At 71.6% G+C, this 15870-nt stretch carries 17 protein-coding genes and 1 riboswitch; of the genes, 9 read left to right on the top strand and 8 right to left on the bottom strand.

Annotation, left to right across the window (positions count from 1 at the left end):
* Positions 1-321: 321 nt before the first annotated feature.
* Positions 322-960, top strand: a complete 639-nt coding sequence (locus tag ACFYR3_RS01980; RefSeq protein WP_389281045.1) for a DUF4126 domain-containing protein — start codon at positions 322-324, stop codon at positions 958-960.
* Between the two features lie 119 nt (positions 961-1079).
* The gene (locus tag ACFYR3_RS01985; RefSeq protein ID WP_355850447.1) at positions 1080-2630 is read left to right on the top strand and encodes an NAD(P)/FAD-dependent oxidoreductase; all 1551 of its coding nucleotides are present in this window, start codon (positions 1080-1082) and stop codon (positions 2628-2630) included.
* A gap of 141 nt (positions 2631-2771) precedes the next feature.
* Here the strand turns inward: ACFYR3_RS01985 and ACFYR3_RS01990 are convergent, their stop codons facing one another.
* The 6 genes from ACFYR3_RS01990 to ACFYR3_RS02015 form a co-directional block, all read right to left on the bottom strand.
* Positions 2772-3842, bottom strand: a complete 1071-nt coding sequence (locus ACFYR3_RS01990) for a hypothetical protein (RefSeq protein ID WP_389281048.1) — start codon at positions 3840-3842, stop codon at positions 2772-2774.
* 56 nt (positions 3843-3898) lie between these two features.
* Positions 3899-4822, bottom strand: coding sequence for a methylenetetrahydrofolate reductase [NAD(P)H] (metF, locus tag ACFYR3_RS01995; protein WP_355850452.1), 924 nt, complete (start codon positions 4820-4822; stop codon positions 3899-3901).
* 148 nt (positions 4823-4970) lie between these two features.
* Positions 4971-5630 carry a thiamine phosphate synthase gene (thiE, locus tag ACFYR3_RS02000; protein ID WP_355850455.1) on the bottom strand — a complete coding sequence of 220 codons (660 nt, stop codon included), beginning with the start codon at positions 5628-5630 and terminating at the stop codon, positions 4971-4973.
* Positions 5631-5722: 92 nt separating this feature from the next.
* Positions 5723-6094, bottom strand: a complete 372-nt coding sequence (locus ACFYR3_RS02005; RefSeq protein WP_355850458.1) for an Rv2175c family DNA-binding protein — start codon at positions 6092-6094, stop codon at positions 5723-5725.
* A gap of 64 nt (positions 6095-6158) precedes the next feature.
* Positions 6159-7397 (bottom strand): FAD-dependent oxidoreductase, encoded by a 1239-nt coding sequence (locus ACFYR3_RS02010; protein ID WP_355850461.1) that lies wholly within the window; start codon positions 7395-7397, stop codon positions 6159-6161.
* Positions 7398-7429: 32 nt separating this feature from the next.
* Positions 7430-7807 (bottom strand): hypothetical protein, encoded by a 378-nt coding sequence (locus ACFYR3_RS02015; protein WP_355850464.1) that lies wholly within the window; start codon positions 7805-7807, stop codon positions 7430-7432.
* Between the two features lie 52 nt (positions 7808-7859).
* A riboswitch (TPP riboswitch) is annotated at positions 7860-7973 on the top strand.
* Between ACFYR3_RS02015 and thiO the strand changes: the two genes are divergently transcribed.
* The 6 genes from thiO to ACFYR3_RS02045 all read left to right on the top strand — a co-directional run bounded on the left by thiO (position 7971) and on the right by ACFYR3_RS02045 (position 14082).
* On the top strand, positions 7971-9137 hold the full coding sequence (thiO, locus tag ACFYR3_RS02020) for a glycine oxidase ThiO (RefSeq protein WP_389281051.1): 1167 nt from the start codon (positions 7971-7973) through the stop codon (positions 9135-9137). (Overlaps the previous riboswitch by 3 nt.)
* Positions 9134-9334 (top strand): sulfur carrier protein ThiS, encoded by a 201-nt coding sequence (thiS, locus tag ACFYR3_RS02025; protein WP_355850470.1) that lies wholly within the window; start codon positions 9134-9136, stop codon positions 9332-9334. Before thiO ends, thiS begins: the two co-directional genes overlap by 4 nt.
* A gap of 3 nt (positions 9335-9337) precedes the next feature.
* Positions 9338-10132: a thiazole synthase gene (locus tag ACFYR3_RS02030; protein WP_355850473.1), complete on the top strand. Its 795-nt coding sequence runs from the start codon at positions 9338-9340 to the stop codon at positions 10130-10132.
* Positions 10133-10497: 365 nt separating this feature from the next.
* Positions 10498-12438: a Stk1 family PASTA domain-containing Ser/Thr kinase gene (pknB, locus tag ACFYR3_RS02035; protein WP_355850476.1), complete on the top strand. Its 1941-nt coding sequence runs from the start codon at positions 10498-10500 to the stop codon at positions 12436-12438.
* Positions 12439-12561: 123 nt separating this feature from the next.
* Positions 12562-13431 carry a deoxyribonuclease IV gene (locus ACFYR3_RS02040; RefSeq protein ID WP_355850479.1) on the top strand — a complete coding sequence of 290 codons (870 nt, stop codon included), beginning with the start codon at positions 12562-12564 and terminating at the stop codon, positions 13429-13431.
* A gap of 105 nt (positions 13432-13536) precedes the next feature.
* A complete protein-coding gene (locus ACFYR3_RS02045) occupies positions 13537-14082 on the top strand; it encodes a DUF4396 domain-containing protein (RefSeq protein WP_355850482.1) in 546 nt (181 codons plus the stop codon).
* A gap of 25 nt (positions 14083-14107) precedes the next feature.
* Here the strand turns inward: ACFYR3_RS02045 and ACFYR3_RS02050 are convergent, their stop codons facing one another.
* A complete protein-coding gene (locus tag ACFYR3_RS02050) occupies positions 14108-14740 on the bottom strand; it encodes a sulfite oxidase-like oxidoreductase (RefSeq protein WP_355850485.1) in 633 nt (210 codons plus the stop codon).
* Positions 14741-14895: 155 nt separating this feature from the next.
* On the opposite strand from ACFYR3_RS02050, the gene bfr reads away from it, so the two are divergent.
* On the top strand, positions 14896-15375 hold the full coding sequence (gene bfr / locus ACFYR3_RS02055) for a bacterioferritin (RefSeq protein ID WP_266757830.1): 480 nt from the start codon (positions 14896-14898) through the stop codon (positions 15373-15375).
* Here the strand turns inward: bfr and ACFYR3_RS02060 are convergent.
* Positions 15372-15659 carry a (2Fe-2S)-binding protein gene (locus ACFYR3_RS02060; protein WP_261706918.1) on the bottom strand — a complete coding sequence of 96 codons (288 nt, stop codon included), beginning with the start codon at positions 15657-15659 and terminating at the stop codon, positions 15372-15374. The genes bfr and ACFYR3_RS02060 overlap by 4 nt on opposite strands.
* Positions 15660-15870: the final 211 nt, after the last annotated feature.

A 15870-nucleotide genomic window follows, 5' to 3' on the forward strand; every position in this document is an offset into this window, starting at 1 on the left:
CCCCGCGGGCCGTCCGTACCGGCGCTCCGTCGTGCTCCCCCGTGCCCCCCGTTGGGCCCCCGTTCGGTCGTCCCCCCGGGTTCCCCCGTGTCTCACTCCCGCCGAACAGGTCGGCGGAAGGAGCGGCCAAGGGCGCGAGTTCCGTTCCGCCGCCCCGTGTCGGCGGTGCCGGAGCCGCGCCCCTTTCCGTGTCTCCACTCTCCCGTTCGCGCAGGTCGGACCCATCCGTGCGGCTACTCATCTCACCCTGTAGGTACGGATACTCAGGCATACGCGCTCAGACCCAGGACGCCCGGTCGCCGACTGGCTACGATCGCCTCCGTGTCCGTACTCCCCCTGGTCTTCACCAGCGGCTGGGCCAGCGGTATCAACGCGTACGCGGTGGTGCTGCTCCTCGGTCTCTTCGGCGCGACCGGGCTGAGCGACGACGTCCCGGAGTCGCTGCAGCGCCCTGAGATCCTGGTCACAGTCGGTGTTCTCTTCCTGTGCGAGGCGGTCGCCGACAAGATCCCGTACGTCGACTCGATGTGGGACTCCGTGCACACCGTGATCCGGCCGGCGGCGGGTGCGTGGGTCGGGGCGCTGCTCGCCGGACAGAGCGGCTCGGTCTCGGATCTGACGGCGGCCCTGATCGGCGGTTCGACGGCGCTGGTGAGCCACACGGTCAAGGCCGGGACGCGGATGGCGGTCAACACCTCGCCGGAGCCGTTCAGCAATTTCGTGATGAGCACCGCGGAGGATCTCGGGGTCGCGGGCCTCCTCACTCTCGCGATGTTCCATCCCGTGGCCGCGGCGGTCATCGCCGGTGTCCTGCTGTTCACCGGGCTCGGGGTGCTCTACTTCCTCGTCTCCCGGATCAGACGGTTCCTGCGCCGCCGGACGCAGCGCCGGGAGGAGCGGCGGGCGGGCGCGACGGCGGTGCAGCCGCCCGGCCAGGTGCCGCGGGCCGACCACGACTGACCGCGACCGACCGCGACGGGAGGTCCGGGCGTGTACGGCGCCGCGGCGCGGGCGAGCCGGGACCACCCCGCCCGGCCTCCGGGACGGGACTGTCGGTGGGGGCCGATAAAGTCGCCGGCATGGGACGGATTGCGGTGATCGGCGCCGGGATGGGCGCGATGGCGGCCGCTGCCCGGCTGGCCGTCGCGGGCCACCGGGTGGTGGTGTACGAGCGGACGGAGACGTACGGCGGTGCGGTGCGCCGCTTCGAGCGGGACGGCTTCGCCTTCGACACGGGCCCGGGGCTGCTGCCGGTGCCCGCGGTCTATCGCGATCTGTTCGTCAAGACCGGAAAACAGCCCCTGGAGGAGTGTGTCGAGCTCGTGCAGGTCGACCCGTCGACCGACCACGTCTTCGCCGACGGCACCCGGGTGTCCCTGCCGAACGCCTCGCGCGCGGGTGTGCTCACCGCGCTGGACGAAGCGCTCGGCGCGGACGCGGGCGCGCGGTGGGGCGACTTCCTGGTGCGGGCAGGAGAGGCGTGGGACCGCGCGCGCAGACCGCTCCTGGAGGAGCCGTTGTGGCCCAACTGGGCGGTGCTGGCCGAGCGCGAGCCGTATCCCTCGGTGCCGCACAAGAGACTGCTGCGCACCCGGCGGGCCGTCACCCTCGCCGAGGTCGCCGCCTGGGAGCTGCGCGACGCGCGCCTGACGGCTCTCCTGGAGAGCCACGCCCTGCTGTACGGGCTCGACCCGCGCGTCACCCCGGCGAGCGCCGCCGTGCTGCCGTACATGGACCATGCCTTCGGCACCTGGTACGTGCGCGGCGGCATCCGGGAGCTGGCGCGCGCCGTGTACGAGCGGTGCCTGGAGCGCAGGGTCGAGTTCCGCTTCTCCACCTCCGTCGCACGGATCGTCGAGAAGGACGGCCGGGTCGTCGGTGTGGAGCTCTCCGGGGGCGGCTCCGAGCCCTACGACCCCGAGGGCAGCCCCGGGACCTCCGGATCCGGGGGTTGCACGTTCGCGGAGGCGGACTTCGTGGTCGCGGGCGTGGCGCCCGGCGTCCTGGGCGGTCTCCTCCCCGGGGAGGTGCTCCGGGGCGGTGAGGAGGTCCCGCCGCAGCCCGGGGCGGCCAGCCGGCTGACCGTGCTGCTCGCGCTGCGCGGCGGGCGGCCCGCCGGGGTGGCGCATCGGACGGTGGTGCACTCGGTCGACCGCGACGGCGAGCTGGACCGGCTCTTCGGCGAGCGCCCCGGGGTGCCCACGGCGCCCACCGTCGTGGTGTCACGCCCGGACGACCCGGCGCTCGTCCCGGACGGGGAGCACGAGGCGGCGACGCTGACCGTCACGGTGCCGTCGGGCGCTCCGGTGTCCGAGGCGGACGTGGAGCGGGTCCTCGGTGCCGCCGAGCGTGCCCTGCCGGGTCTGCGCGACCGGCTCCTGTGGCACGAGGTCCGCAACCCGGCCGACATCGCGGCGGCGACCGGAGCGGAGGGCGGCGCGGTCCCCGCCCCGGCGCTCGCCGCGGCGGACGGCAGACTGCTGCACCCGTCGAACAGCACGCGGATAACCGGGCTCTTCACGGCCGGGGGCTGGGCGCACCCCGGCGGCGGTCTGCCTCACGCGGGCATGTCGGGCGCGCTGGTGGCCGGGCTGATCGTGGAAGGACCGGAGTTCCAGGGCTCGCAGTGAACGGCCCGGTGGGCGGGAACGGCGGCCGGTGCACGAACAGGCGACAGGGCGCGCCGCGCCGGTGGGCGGCGGTGGCGAGCGGCTGAGACTCCGGTACGGCGGACAGCGGTGCGCGAAGGCCCTCAGCCGCTGTCCGGTCGGTCAGTAGCGGTACTGCTCGTCGAACCCGGCGCTGCCGTTGCCCTGGCTGTTGCCTTGGCTGTTGCCCTGGTACGGGTACTGCTGCTGCTCGGGAGGGAGTTCGGCGCCGTACTCGTCGGTGCGCTGCTGCGGCACCCAGACGCCGCCGGCCGGGGTCTCGCCGCCGTACGTGCCGGTGGCGTACTGGTCCTGGCCGTAGTTCTGCTGCTGCTGGTACTGCTGGTCGCCACCGTTGTAGGCGGTGTTGTCGTACGAGGCTCCCGTGTACGTCTGCTGGCCGATGTACGGGTCCGAGTAGGCGGCGTACTGCTGCTGGCTGTTGTCGTAGCCGTACTGCTGCTGTTGCTGTTGCTGTTGCTGTTGCTGTTGCTGTTGCTGTTGCTGGTCGTAACCCGTGTAGCCGTCGTACGCGTAGGCCTGCTGGCCCTGGCCGCCCGTCGCGTAGGCCTGCTGGTCCTGGGCCGCGGCGTAGGCCTGCTGGTCCTGGGACTGGGACGCGCCGGCGTAGGACTGGTCGCCGGCGGCGGCGTAGGCGGCGCCGTTGTAGACGCCGTATGAGCCGGTGTCCTCGGGCAGGGGCTGCGGTTCGTACACCGAGGTGGACTCGGCGGCCGTGGGCTCGGCCGGCTCCGGGGGCATGAACCGGTCGGACGGGGCGGGCGTGAAGACGTCGTCCTCGGCGGCGGCGTACTGGTCGTCGCGCCGGTAGGCCGCCTCCTCCACCTCGTCGAGGTCGGAGCCCTCGAGCGACGGGTCGTCACTCTCCGGGTCCTCCGGCTCGCCGCGGCGGCGCTTGCTGGGCTTGGCCGGCGCGGAGGGGCCGTTGATGGCCCAGCCCTGCGCGAAGCCCTGGCGGAACGACAGCGTCACATATGTCTGGCCGACCGTGAAGGCGGCCGCGCCCAGGCCGATGACCACGACCGAGTGCATCAGGACGCCGAGGACCACACCGAGGAAGCCGACGAACGCGAGCAGCCGGAACCGCAACCGCGCCTTGTACTGCAACAGCACCTCGCCGAGCAGCCACAGCGCGACGATGCCGAATGCCAGATAGAGGACCGTCAAGCCCATGTACGCCCCTCTCCCAGTGGCCGCTACGCAGTGTGTCGTACGCGGGTGCGACCGGTCTAGGCCTGCTGCGGGTGGTGCAGGCCCAGATTCTCGTAGATTTCCAAGGTCGCCGTGGAGTTGTTCAGCGTGATGAAGTGGAGTCCGGGGACTCCCTCGGTCAGCAGCCTCGCACAGAACTCCGTCGCGAACTCGATCCCAATGGAGCGTACAGCCGCCGGATCGTCTTTGACTGTGAGGATCCGCTCTTTCAGGACGTCCGGGAACGAAGCATTCGAGAGTTTGGGCAGCCGTTCCAACATCTTCACACTTGTCACCGGCATGACTTCGGGGATGACCGGCGTCGCGCAGCCCGCCGCGTCGACGCGGTCGCGCAGCCGGAGGTAGGACTCCGGCTGGAAGAACATCTGCGTGATCGCGTAGTCGGCGCCGGCGCGGCACTTGTCGACGAAGTGGGAGACGTCCAGGTCCCATGTGGTGGACCGGGGGTGCATCTCCGGGAAGGCCGCGACCCCGACGCAGAAATCGCCGGATTCCTTGATGAGGCGCACGAGTTCGGCCGCGTAGGTCAGACCCTTGGGGTGGGGGACCCACTCGGCCATGGGGTCGCCGGGCGGGTCCCCGCGCACGGCGAGCATGTTGCGGATGCCCGCGTCCGCGTACTGCCCGATGATGTTGCGCAGTTCCGCGATGGAGTGGTTGACCGCGGTGAGGTGCGCGACGGGGGTCAGGGTCGTGTCGAGGACGATCTGCTCGGTCTCCTTGACCGTGCCGGCCCGCGTGGAGCCGCCGGCTCCGTAGGTCACGGAGACGAAGTCGGGCGCCACGGCCTCGACCCGCCGCAGGGCGTTCCACAGGTTCCGCTCGCCCTTGGGGGTCTTCGGCGCCGAGAACTCGAAGGAATAGGTCTGTTTGCCGGTCGCGAGCATGTCGCGCACGGTGCGTGCGCGATCAGTCCTGGTGGAAGCAGATCCGAGGGCCATACTCGCAGGTTAGTCAGAGGGTGTCGGTCCCCCAACCGAACAGCTGCCATTTGTCCGATCTGTCGAGTTCTTGTCCACCCCTCGGACACTCTTGGACACCCTCGGCCGGCGGCCCTGCCGGGACGCTCCGCGCGGGCGTCCGCCGCGTCTAGGCCTCGCGCAGCCGCTTCGCGAACTCCGCCGCCGCCGCGCCCGGGTCGTCCGCCTCGGTGATGGCCCGTACGACGACGACCCGGCGGGCGCCCGCTTCGAGCACCTCGTCGAGCCGGCCGAGGTCGATGCCGCCGATCGCGAACCAGGGACGGCCGGTGCCGAGGGAGGCCGTGCTGCGGACCAGGTCGAGGCCGGGTGCGTGGCGGCCGGGCTTGGTGGGGGTGGGCCAGCAGGGGCCGGTGCAGAAGTAGTCCACGCCCTCCTGGACCGCGGCGGCCGCGGCCTCGGACCCGGCGTGCGTGGAACGGCCGATGAGCACCTCGTCGCCGAGGATCGCGCGGGCCGCGGGAACCGGGAGGTCCCCCTGGCCCAGGTGCAGAACGTCGGCGCGGACGGCGTGGGCCACGTCCGCCCGGTCGTTGACCGCGAGGAGCTTGCCGTGCCGGGCGCAGGCGTCGGCGAAGACCTGGAGGTGTTCCAGCTCCTCCCCCGCCTCCATGCCCTTGTCGCGCAGCTGCACGATGTCGACGCCGCCCGCCAGGACCGCGTCGAGGAACCCGGCGAGGTCGCCCTGACGTCTGCGGGCGTCCGTGCACAGGTAGACGCGGGCGTCGGCGAGCCGGCCCCGCGCGGTCGTGGCGGTGTTCTCGGGCATGCGTGGATTCCCCGTTTGTCGGTGCGCGGGGAGTGCGGCGGCCGGGATGGTCCCGCCCGCCGCGCTCCCCGTGCCGGACGGTCGCGTTCAGGTCAGACGGCGAGCGCCTGGGCGCGGCGCTTCACCTCCGTGCCGCGATTCTCGCTCAGAGCCTGCGCGGGGGTGCCGGGCAGGCTCGGGTCGGGGGTGAAGAGCCACTCGAGGGCCTCTTCGTCGGAGAAGCCGTCGTCCCTCAGGAGCGTCAGGGTGCCGGCCAGGCCCTTGACGACCTTCTGTTCGTCCGCGTCGATGAATTCGGCGGGGACGTGCAGCGCGCGGTTCTCACCACGGCGTACGGCGATCAGCTGGCCGTCCTTGACCAGCTGCCGGACGCGCGTCACCTCGACGCCGAACTGTTCGGCGATGTCGGGGAGGGTGAGCCAGGCGGGGACGAGAGCATCGATCTTTGCGTCAATCTCGGTCACGGGACAAGCCTGCCATCCCGGACCGACAGTCGGAAGCCAAGGGCGTCCGACCTGGGGTGACGGATCAGGCCGTAGCACCCTTCAGTGGCCTCGACGGGTCCGCGAGCAGCTCCGGATCCATGCGTGCGCCCGCCTCGATGAGCCGGCGGCCCTGGGCGAGATCCCTCGGCCGGCCCACCGCCAGGAGGGCGACCAGACGGGTCTCGCGGAGCCAGCACACCGACCAGGAGGCGCCCGAGGAGTCACCGCGCCACACGAGGGTGTCGGCGGGCGCGTGGTGGCCGACGTACTGCACGAAGCGGCCGAACTGCTCGGACCAGAAGTACGGCACGGGGTCGTAGGCGGCGGGCGCCTCTCCGACGATGTTCAGGGCGACCGTGCGCGGGCCCTGGAGGGCGTTGTCCCAGTGGTGGACGAGGAGGCGGTCCTCGTAGCGTCCCGACGGGAAGGAGGCGCAGTCGCCGACCGCGTAGACGTCCGGCAGCGAGGTGCGCAGGTGGTCGTCGGCGACGATCTCGCGGTCGTCGCCGAGTTCGATGCCGGAGCCTGCGATCCAGGCGGTCGCGGGCCGCGCCCCGATCCCGACCACGACGGCGTCCGCGGGCACCCGGGAGCCGTCGTCCAGGATCACCGCGCCGGGTTCGATACGGTCCACGCGCGCGTGGGTGCGCAGCGAGGCCCCGCTGTCCGCGTACCAGGCGGCCATCGGCTCGGCCACCTCGGCGGGCAGCGCGGCGGCGAGCGGCCGGTCGGCGGCCTCGACGACCGTGACCGCGCAGCCCGCCTCACGCGCCGCCGTGGCGAACTCGGCGCCGATCCAGCCCGCGCCGACCACCACGATGTCGTGCTGCTGGGTGAGTACGGGACGCAGCCGGTCGGCGTCGTCCAGGGTGCGCAGCAGGTGCACTCCCGGCACGCCTTCGGCGCCCGGCAACTGGATCGGCTCGGCGCCGGTGGCGACGACCAGGACGTCGTACGGGACGGGTCCCGCGGCCGTGTCCAGTTCGTGGTCGTCGGGGCGCACGCCGAGTGCCTCGCGGCCCAGCCTGAGGTCGATGTCCAGGGCCTCGAAGTCGATGTCGAAGGCGGAGCCCTCGGCCTTGCCCAGCAGGACCGCCTTGGACAGCGGCGGCCGGTCGTACGGCTGATGCGGCTCCGCGCCGATCAGCGTGACGGTGCCGGTGAAGCCCTGCTCGCGCAGGGCGACCGCGGTCTGCACTCCGGCCATGCCCGCGCCCACCACGACGACCCGCCGTGCCGTGGGCCCCTGCGACTGAGACTGTGCCTGCGTCTGCTCGCTCACCTGATCACCTTAGACACCTGACAATTCGTCAGTCAGCGGACGTGCTCAGTGATCTGTTCCACACGGCTCGTCTCGCGCAGCTCTTCCACCACGCTCGTCCCTGTGCCCTTCTGTGACTCCCACGTCCAGGTCTCCTCCAGCCGCACACGGCCGTCGGGCAGTTCCACGACGAGGGACACGCAGTGGCCGGACGAGGTGGTCCCGTCGCGCTTGAGCTGCACGTACCGGAAGTCGAGGCGGTCGCCCTCACGGGTGCCGACAAGGTGTCCGCGGACGATGTCGCCGCCCGCGTAGTCGGCCCAGACCGTGCCGTCCTCCTCGTGATAGGCGAACCGGGTGCGGGTGCCCACCTGGCCCGGTGCCTGGTCGGTGACGGGGGCGAGGACCAGGCCGTCGAGCGGTCGCGCCATGGGCGGAGGCTCCCTTACTGAGACGGAGCGGGGCGGGCTAGGGTGGCCAACGTAAAGCACTCGCGGGAGCCCGGACGCACTGGGCTGAGAGGGAGGCTGGGGCGGCCTCCGACCGTACGAACCTGATCCGGGTCATGCCGGCGAAGGGAGGGGCTGGACGCCCATGTCGCCTGCACGTTCGTCAGACGTCCTCGTCATCGGGGGCGGAATCATCGGTCTGGTGACGGCCTGGCGGGCCGCGCAACGCGGGTTCACCACCGCGCTCGTGGACCCCGGGCCGGGTGGCGGGGCCGCCCAGGTCGCGGCCGGAATGCTCGCCGCCGTCACCGAACTGCACTTCGGTGAGGAGACCCTGCTGGGCCTCAACCTCGCCTCCGCGCGCCGGTATCCGGACTTCGTCGCCGAGCTGACCGAGGCGACCGGCCAGGACCTCGGCTACCGCCGGTGCGGCACGCTGGCCGTCGCGCTGGACGCCGACGACCGCGCCCATCTGCGGGAACTGCACGCTCTGCAGGTCCGTTCGGGGCTTGAGTCGGAGTGGCTGAGCGGCCGTGAGTGCCGCCGTCTGGAGCCGATGCTCGCGCCCGGCGTACGCGGCGGCCTGCGGGTCGACGGCGACCACCAGATCGACCCGCGGCGCCTCGCGGGAGCCCTGGTCACGGCGTGCGAGCGGGCCGGAGTCGTCCTGCACCGGACCTGGGCGGAGCGCCTGACGGTCGCAGGGGACCGGGCCGCCGGAGTGGTCACCACGGACGGCACGGAACTCACCGCGGGCCAGGTGGTGCTCGCCGGGGGCAGCCTCAGCGGACGTCTGGCGGGCGTCCCCGACGACGCCGTGCCGCCGGTGCGCCCGGTCAAGGGCCAGGTGCTGCGGCTGACCGTGCCGAAGCGGTACGCGCCCTTCCTCAGTCGCACCGTGCGGGCCGTGGTGCGCGGCAGCCACGTCTACCTGGTGCCGCGCGAGAACGGCGAGCTGGTGGTCGGCGCGACCAGCGAGGAGCTGGGCTGGGACACCACCGTGACGGCGGGCGGCATGTACGAGCTGCTGCGCGACGCCCACGAGCTGGTCCCCGGGATCACCGAGCTGCCGCTCACCGAGACCCGCGCGGGGCTGCGCCCCGGCTCGCCCGACAACGCGCCGCTGCTCGGCCCGACGGCACTGGACGGACTGCTGCTGGCCACCGGGCACTTCCGCAACGGCGTGCTCCTGACGCCCGTCACCGGCGACGCGATGGCCCACGTCCTGACGACCGGCGCACTCCCCGCCGAGGCCCGCCCCTTCACACCCCTGCGCTTCGGCGCCACCGCCCTCACGGAGCTGCCGGTATGAACATCGTCGTCAACGGGGAGCGGCAGCGGATCGCCGCGGGAACCGCTCTCGACGCGCTCGTCGCGACACTCACCCCGGCACCGGCCGGAGTGGCCGCCGCACTGAACGAAACCGTCGTCCCGCGCGCGCAGTGGTCGTCCACCTCCCTCACCGAGGGCGACCGCGTCGAAGTCCTCACCGCCGTCCAAGGAGGCTGACCCGTGGCCGACGATCCCTTTGTCCTCGGCGGTACGACCTACGCGTCCCGGCTGATCATGGGGACGGGCGGAGCGCCCAGCCTCGACGTGCTGGAGCGCTCTCTGGTGGCGTCCGGTACGGAGCTGACGACGGTCGCGATGCGGCGCGTGGACGCGTCCGTGCACGGCTCGGTCCTGTCGGTGCTCGACCGGCTCGGCATCCGCGTCCTGCCGAACACGGCCGGCTGCTACACCGCCGGTGAGGCCGTGCTGACCGCCCGTCTGGCGCGCGAGGCGCTGGGCACCGACCTGGTCAAGCTGGAGGTCATCGCCGACGAGCGCACCCTCCTGCCCGACCCGATCGAACTGCTCGACGCGGCGGAGACGCTGGTCGACGACGGCTTCACCGTGCTGCCGTACACGAACGACGACCCCGTGCTGGCACGCAAGCTGGAGGACGTCGGCTGCGCGGCGATCATGCCGCTCGGCTCGCCCATCGGGTCCGGGCTCGGGATCCGCAACCCGCACAACTTCCAGCTGATCGTCGAGCACGCGCGCGTGCCGGTGATCCTGGACGCGGGGGCGGGTACGGCGTCGGACGCCGCGCTCGCGATGGAGCTGGGCTGTGCGGGGGTGATGCTCGCCTCGGCGGTGACGCGGGCTCAGGAGCCGGTGCTGATGGCGGAGGCCATGCGGCACGCGGTGGAGGCGGGGCGGCTGGCGCGGCGGGCGGGGCGCATCCCCCGCCGGCACTTCGCCACGGCGTCCTCTCCCGTGGAGGGCATGGCGGCGCTGGACCCGGAGCGCCCGGCGTTCTGATCACCTCTCCGCACACCGTCGGTTTCCGGCCGGAGGCCGACGGTGGGTCTCCCGCGGGAGCTCTCGCCGTCGGCCGGTGCGGCGGGGGTGTGGTGTCCGCGCTCCCGGGTGAGACCCGCGTGACGTGCGCCTCGCGCCATGGGGCGGGCCGCGCGGCGGTGGACGCCGCGGCCGGTCGCGGACCGCTCCCGCGACGGCGCACGTTGTCGTGTTGTGGCCTTGCGGTGGCGAACAGGATCTGATCGGACATATGTGCGACGAACGGATCTTCGTGCGGGCGGTGTGCGTCACAGCTCGGCTGCAGTCGGGCCCCGGTATCCGCCGAACGGAGCGTCGTGACAGTGGCGGCTCGTAGACTCACCTGCGTGGATACGACCCTTCAGGACCCCCTTGTCGGACACGTGCTCGACGGCCGCTATCGCGTCGACGCACGGATCGCGGTCGGCGGGATGGCCACGGTCTACAGGGCCCTGGACACCCGCCTGGACCGCGTGCTCGCGCTCAAGGTGATGCACCCGACGCTGGCCGCCGACGGTTCGTTCGTCGAGCGGTTCATCCGCGAGGCCAAGTCCGTGGCCCGGCTGGCGCACCCCAATGTGGTGCAGGTCTTCGACCAGGGGGCGGACGGCTCGTACGTCTATCTGGCCATGGAGTACATCGCCGGCTGCACCCTGCGGGACGTGCTGCGCGAGCGCGGCGCCCTGCAGCCCCGGGCCGCGCTCGACATCCTGGAGCCGGTGCTCGCCGCCCTCGGCGCCGCCCACCGCGCCGGGTTCGTGCACCGCGACATGAAGCCGGAGAACGTCCTGATCGGGGACGACGGCCGGGTCAAGGTCGCGGACTTCGGTCTCGTCCGCGCCGTGGACACGGTGACCAGCACGACGGGTTCCGTCCTCGGCACCGTGTCGTACCTCGCGCCCGAACAGATCGAGCACGGCACCTCCGACACCCGGGTCGACGTCTACGCCTGCGGAGTCGTCCTCTACGAAATGCTCACCGGCGCCAAGCCGTACACCGCGGACTCGCCCGCGCAGGTTCTCTACCAGCACCTCCACGCCGACGTGCCGCCTCCGTCGGCCGTCGTGCCGGGCATGGCGTACCCGCTGGACGAGCTGGTCAGCGCGGCCACGGCCCGCAATCCCGAGGTCCGCCCGGCGGACGCCGTGGCGCTGCTCGGCCACGTCCTCGAAGCACGGGCCGGCCTCACCGCCGAGCAGCTCGACGCGGTGCCGCCGGGCGCCCTGTCCGTGGGCCACGACAACGCCGGCGACCGTACGAGCGTGATCCCGCGCTCGCTGTCGGTCCCCCGTCCGCTGCCCGTGAACGACGACGACAACGCTCTCGACCGGACCAGCCGGTTCGAGCAGAGCAGCCCCTTCGGTGCCGCGCCGGCCATGCCGCCGCAGCCCGCGGGCACCCGTCCGCGGCGCGGGATCCTGATGGTCGTCGCCGCGATCGTGCTGGTGCTCGGCCTCGGCGCGGGTGTCTGGTACATCAACTCGGGCCAGTTCACCAAGGTCCCGCCGGTCCTGGCGAAGACGCAGCAGCAGGCCACGTCCCAGCTCAAGGGTGCCGGGCTCGACGTCAAGCGGGTCAAGCACGCCTACAGCGACACCGTGAAGCGCGGCACGGTCATCAGCACCGACCCCGGTGTCGGCGAGCGGATCCGCGACAACGACTCCGTGACGCTGGTCATCTCCGACGGCCCCAGGACGGTGAAGGTGCCCGATCTGAAGGGCTTCGCGCTGTTCAAGGCGAAGGAGGTGCTGAAGGGTGACGGGCTCGCCGCGGGTATGGTCACCCGCGCATTCAGCGAGGACGTGGTCAAGGGCTTCGTGATCGGCACGAATCCGGGCGCGGGTACCCTGCGGCACTCGGGCTCGGCGATCGCGATCGTCGTCAGCAAGGGCGCCTCGGTGGAGCTGCCCGACGTGACCGGCTCGTCGGTCGAGGACGCCACCGCACAGCTGGAGGGCGCGGGCCTGAAGGTGAAGATCGCCGCGGAGCAGGTCAACTCGGAGTTCGACAAGGGCCAGGTCGCCGAACAGACGCCGGGCGCGGGCCGGGAGGCCGCCGCGGGCGACACGGTGACGCTGACCCTCTCCAAGGGCCCCGAGCTGGTCGAGGTCCCGGACGTCGTGGGCGACAGCGTGGACGACGCGAAGCAGGCGCTGAAGGACGCCGGGTTCCAGGTCGACGAGGACCGCGGACTGCTCGGGCTCTTCGGCGACACGGTCAAGAAGCAGTCGGTGGACGGCGGCGACACGGCACCCAAGGGCTCGACAATAACGATCCAGATCCGCTGAGCCCCGGGAACGTACGGCCTCCGACCGGGCAGCCGCTCGGAGGCCGCTCCCCGTGAGGCACGCGAGGTCCGCCCGTGAGGTCTGCCCGCGGGCTGCCCAGCGGCGCGTGACACCCTGGCGGGTGTGACCAGCAAGCAGCTCCGCAACCCCGTCGGCGGCCATGTCCCGGTGGCCGGCGGCCTCAACTCCGTCGGCCTGGCCTACGCCCATGACCTCGCGGCCGAGACCGTCCAGGTCTTCGTCGCCAATCCACGCGGCTGGGCGACGCCCGCCGGGAACCCGAAGCAGGACGAGGACTTCCGTGCCGCCTGCGCCGCCGGGTCGATCCCGGCCTACGTCCACGCCCCGTATCTGATCAACTTCGGTTCGCACACCGAGGCGACGGTCGAGAAGTCGGTGGAGTCGCTGCGGCACTCGCTGCGGCGCGGGCGGGAGATCGGCGCCCTGGGCGTGGTCGTGCACACCGGGAGCGCCACCGGCGGCCGGGAGCGGTCCGTGGCCCTGAAGCAGGTGCGCGACCGTCTGCTGCCGCTGCTGGACGAACTGACCCATGACGACGACCCGTTCCTCCTCCTGGAGTCGACGGCCGGCCAGGGTGCCTCGCTCTGCTCCCGCACCTGGGACTTCGGACCGTACTTCGAGGCCCTGGACGCCCACCCCAAGTTGGGCGTCTGCCTCGACACCTGCCACATCTTCGCGGCGGGCCACGATCTGACCGGGCCGAGCGGTATGCACCAGACCCTCGATCTGCTGGTCGACACCGTCGGCGAGGGGCGACTGAAGCTGATCCACGCCAACGACTCCAAGGACGTGGTCGGCGCACACAAGGACCGCCACGAGAACATCGGCTCCGGCCACATAGGTGAGGACCCGTTCCGCGCGCTGATGACGCATCCCGCCACGGAGGGCGTACCGCTGATCATCGAGACGCCCGGCGGGAAGGAGGGTCACGCGGCCGATGTGGAGCGGCTGAAGAAGCTCCGCGACGACTGAGGACAAGACCGCCCGGCACTTCAGGGACGCATGAAGGAATACCCCAGGGGGGTATATGGTTCCTGAGAGACGGCAGGAACCGCCACCTGACATCGGGGGCCACTCATGCAGCACGAGACGCACGCGCAGCAAGCGGGGCGCACGCCGGACGCGGGACACACCGGCGAAGCGCACGGACACCACGAGGCGCACGGGCACGCGCACACGCCGGCCGGGGCGACCTGGCCGACGGCCGCGCGGGCGACCCTGCACTGCCTCACCGGCTGCGCCATCGGCGAAGTGCTCGGCATGGTGATCGGCACGGCGCTGGGCTGGGGAAACACGCCCACGACGGTCCTCGCGATCGTGCTGGCCTTCTTCTTCGGCTACTCGCTCACCCTGCGCGGCATCCTGAAGGCGGGAGTCGACTTCCGGACGGCGTTCCGGGTGGCCCTCGCCGCGGACACCCTGTCGATCGCCGTGATGGAGCTGATCGACAACGGGGTGATCGTGCTGTGGCCGGCCGCGATGGACGCGAAACTGGCCGACGCGGTCTTCTGGTTCTCGCTGGCCGTCTCACTGGTGATCGCCTTCGCGGTCACGACGCCCGTCAACAAGTGGATGATCGGCCGGGGCAAGGGGCACGCGGTGGTCCACCGGTACCACCACTGACACGCCCGGACCGGAACGCCGGGACTCAGAGCTCGGGGCCGTCCCCGGGCTCTTCCTGGTAGGAGTAGCGCTGCTCGCGCCAGGGGTCACCGACGTTGTGGTAGCCGCGCTCCTCCCAGAAGCCGCGGCGGTCGGCGGTCATGTACTCGATGCCGCGCACCCACTTGGGCCCCTTCCACGCGTACAGATGCGGGACGACCAGGCGCAGCGGGAAGCCGTGTTCCGCCGTCAGCAGTTCGCCGTCCTTGTGGGTGGCGAAGATGGTGCGCTCGGAGGCGAAGTCCGCGAGGCGCAGGTTCGAACTGAAGCCGTACTCGGCCCAGACCATCACATGGGTGACGGCGGGTGCGGGCGGGGCTATCTCCAGGATCGTACGAGCGGGGACGCCACCCCATTCGGCCCCGAGCATGCTGAACTTCGTGACGCAGTGCAGATCGGCGACGACGGAGGCGTACGGGAGGGCGGTGAACTCGTCGTGGGTCCAGCACTGCTTCCCGCCGTCGGCGGTGGCGCCGAAGACCCTGAATTCCCAGCGTTCGGGGCGGAACTTGGGGACGGGCCCGTAGTGCGTGACCGGCCAGCCGCGCTGAAGTCGCTGTCCCGGCGGAAGCTCCGACTGTGCCGTTTCTCCAGATTCGCGCTCCACCGGCTGACCCATGACTCCATCCTGACAGACCCGGAACAGTGCCCGTGACCAGCACAGGGCGAATTCGGGCAACTCCTAGTAAGCATGCACTTACTGGACGCTCTCCGGTGCCGGTGCGAAGATGCGGCGCAATCTGCCCAGTCCCCCGCTTGGAAGGAGCCGCTGCGATGCAGGGCGACCCCGAGGTCATCGAATTCCTCAACGAGCAGCTGACCGGTGAGCTGACCGCGATCAACCAGTACTTCCTGCACGCGAAGATGCAGGAGAACTTCGGCTGGACGAAGCTCGCGAAGTACACCCGGCACGAGTCGTTCGACGAGATGAAGCACGCGGAGGTACTCACCGACCGCATTCTCTTCCTCGACGGACTGCCGAACTACCAGCGGCTCTTCCATGTCCGGGTGGGGCAGACCGTCACCGAGATGTTCCAGGCCGACCGGCAGGTGGAGGTCGAGGCGATCGACCGCCTCAAGCGCGGGATCGAGGTGATGCGCGCGAAGGGCGACATCACCTCCGCGAACATCTTCGAGTCGATCCTCGAGGACGAGGAACACCACATCGACTACTTGGACACCCAGCTGGAACTGGTCGAGAAGCTCGGCGAGGCGCTCTACATCGCGCAGCTCGTCGAGCAGCCGGAGAGCTAGGCGGCCTCGCGCCCGGCGGTCCCGTACTCGACGGCCTCACGCCGGCCGGCCTCGACCTGTCCGAGGACGTCGGAGAGCACCGGCATGCCCTGGTCGGCCAGCTCACGGCGCGGACACGAGCCCCTGCCCAGCAGTGCCTGGATCCGGCGTACGCACGAACCGCAGTCCGTGCCCGCCTTGGAGGCCGAGGCTATCTGCCGAGGAGTACAGGCGCCGTTCTCCGCGTGCTTCTTCACCTGCTGTTCGGTGATCCCGAAGCAACTGCAGACGTACACGCGGTTCACCTCCCGCCGGAATCGCTGGGTAGTGCCGTCCCGATGATCGGTGAGGCTAACCTAACCTTACCCGTCACACAGGAACCACAAAAGTGGCGTGGGGGGGGGGGGGGGGGGGTGGGGGGCCCCCCCCCCGCGGGGGGGGCCCCCCCCCCCCCCCGGGGGTGGTCTACCTGTGGGGGGGCAAAGAGGGGGGGGCGGCACCCCCCGGGAAGCGCCG

It is taken from the genome of Streptomyces sp. NPDC005784, assembly GCF_042871525.1.
Taxonomy (GTDB): Bacteria; Actinomycetota; Actinomycetes; order Streptomycetales; family Streptomycetaceae; genus Streptomyces.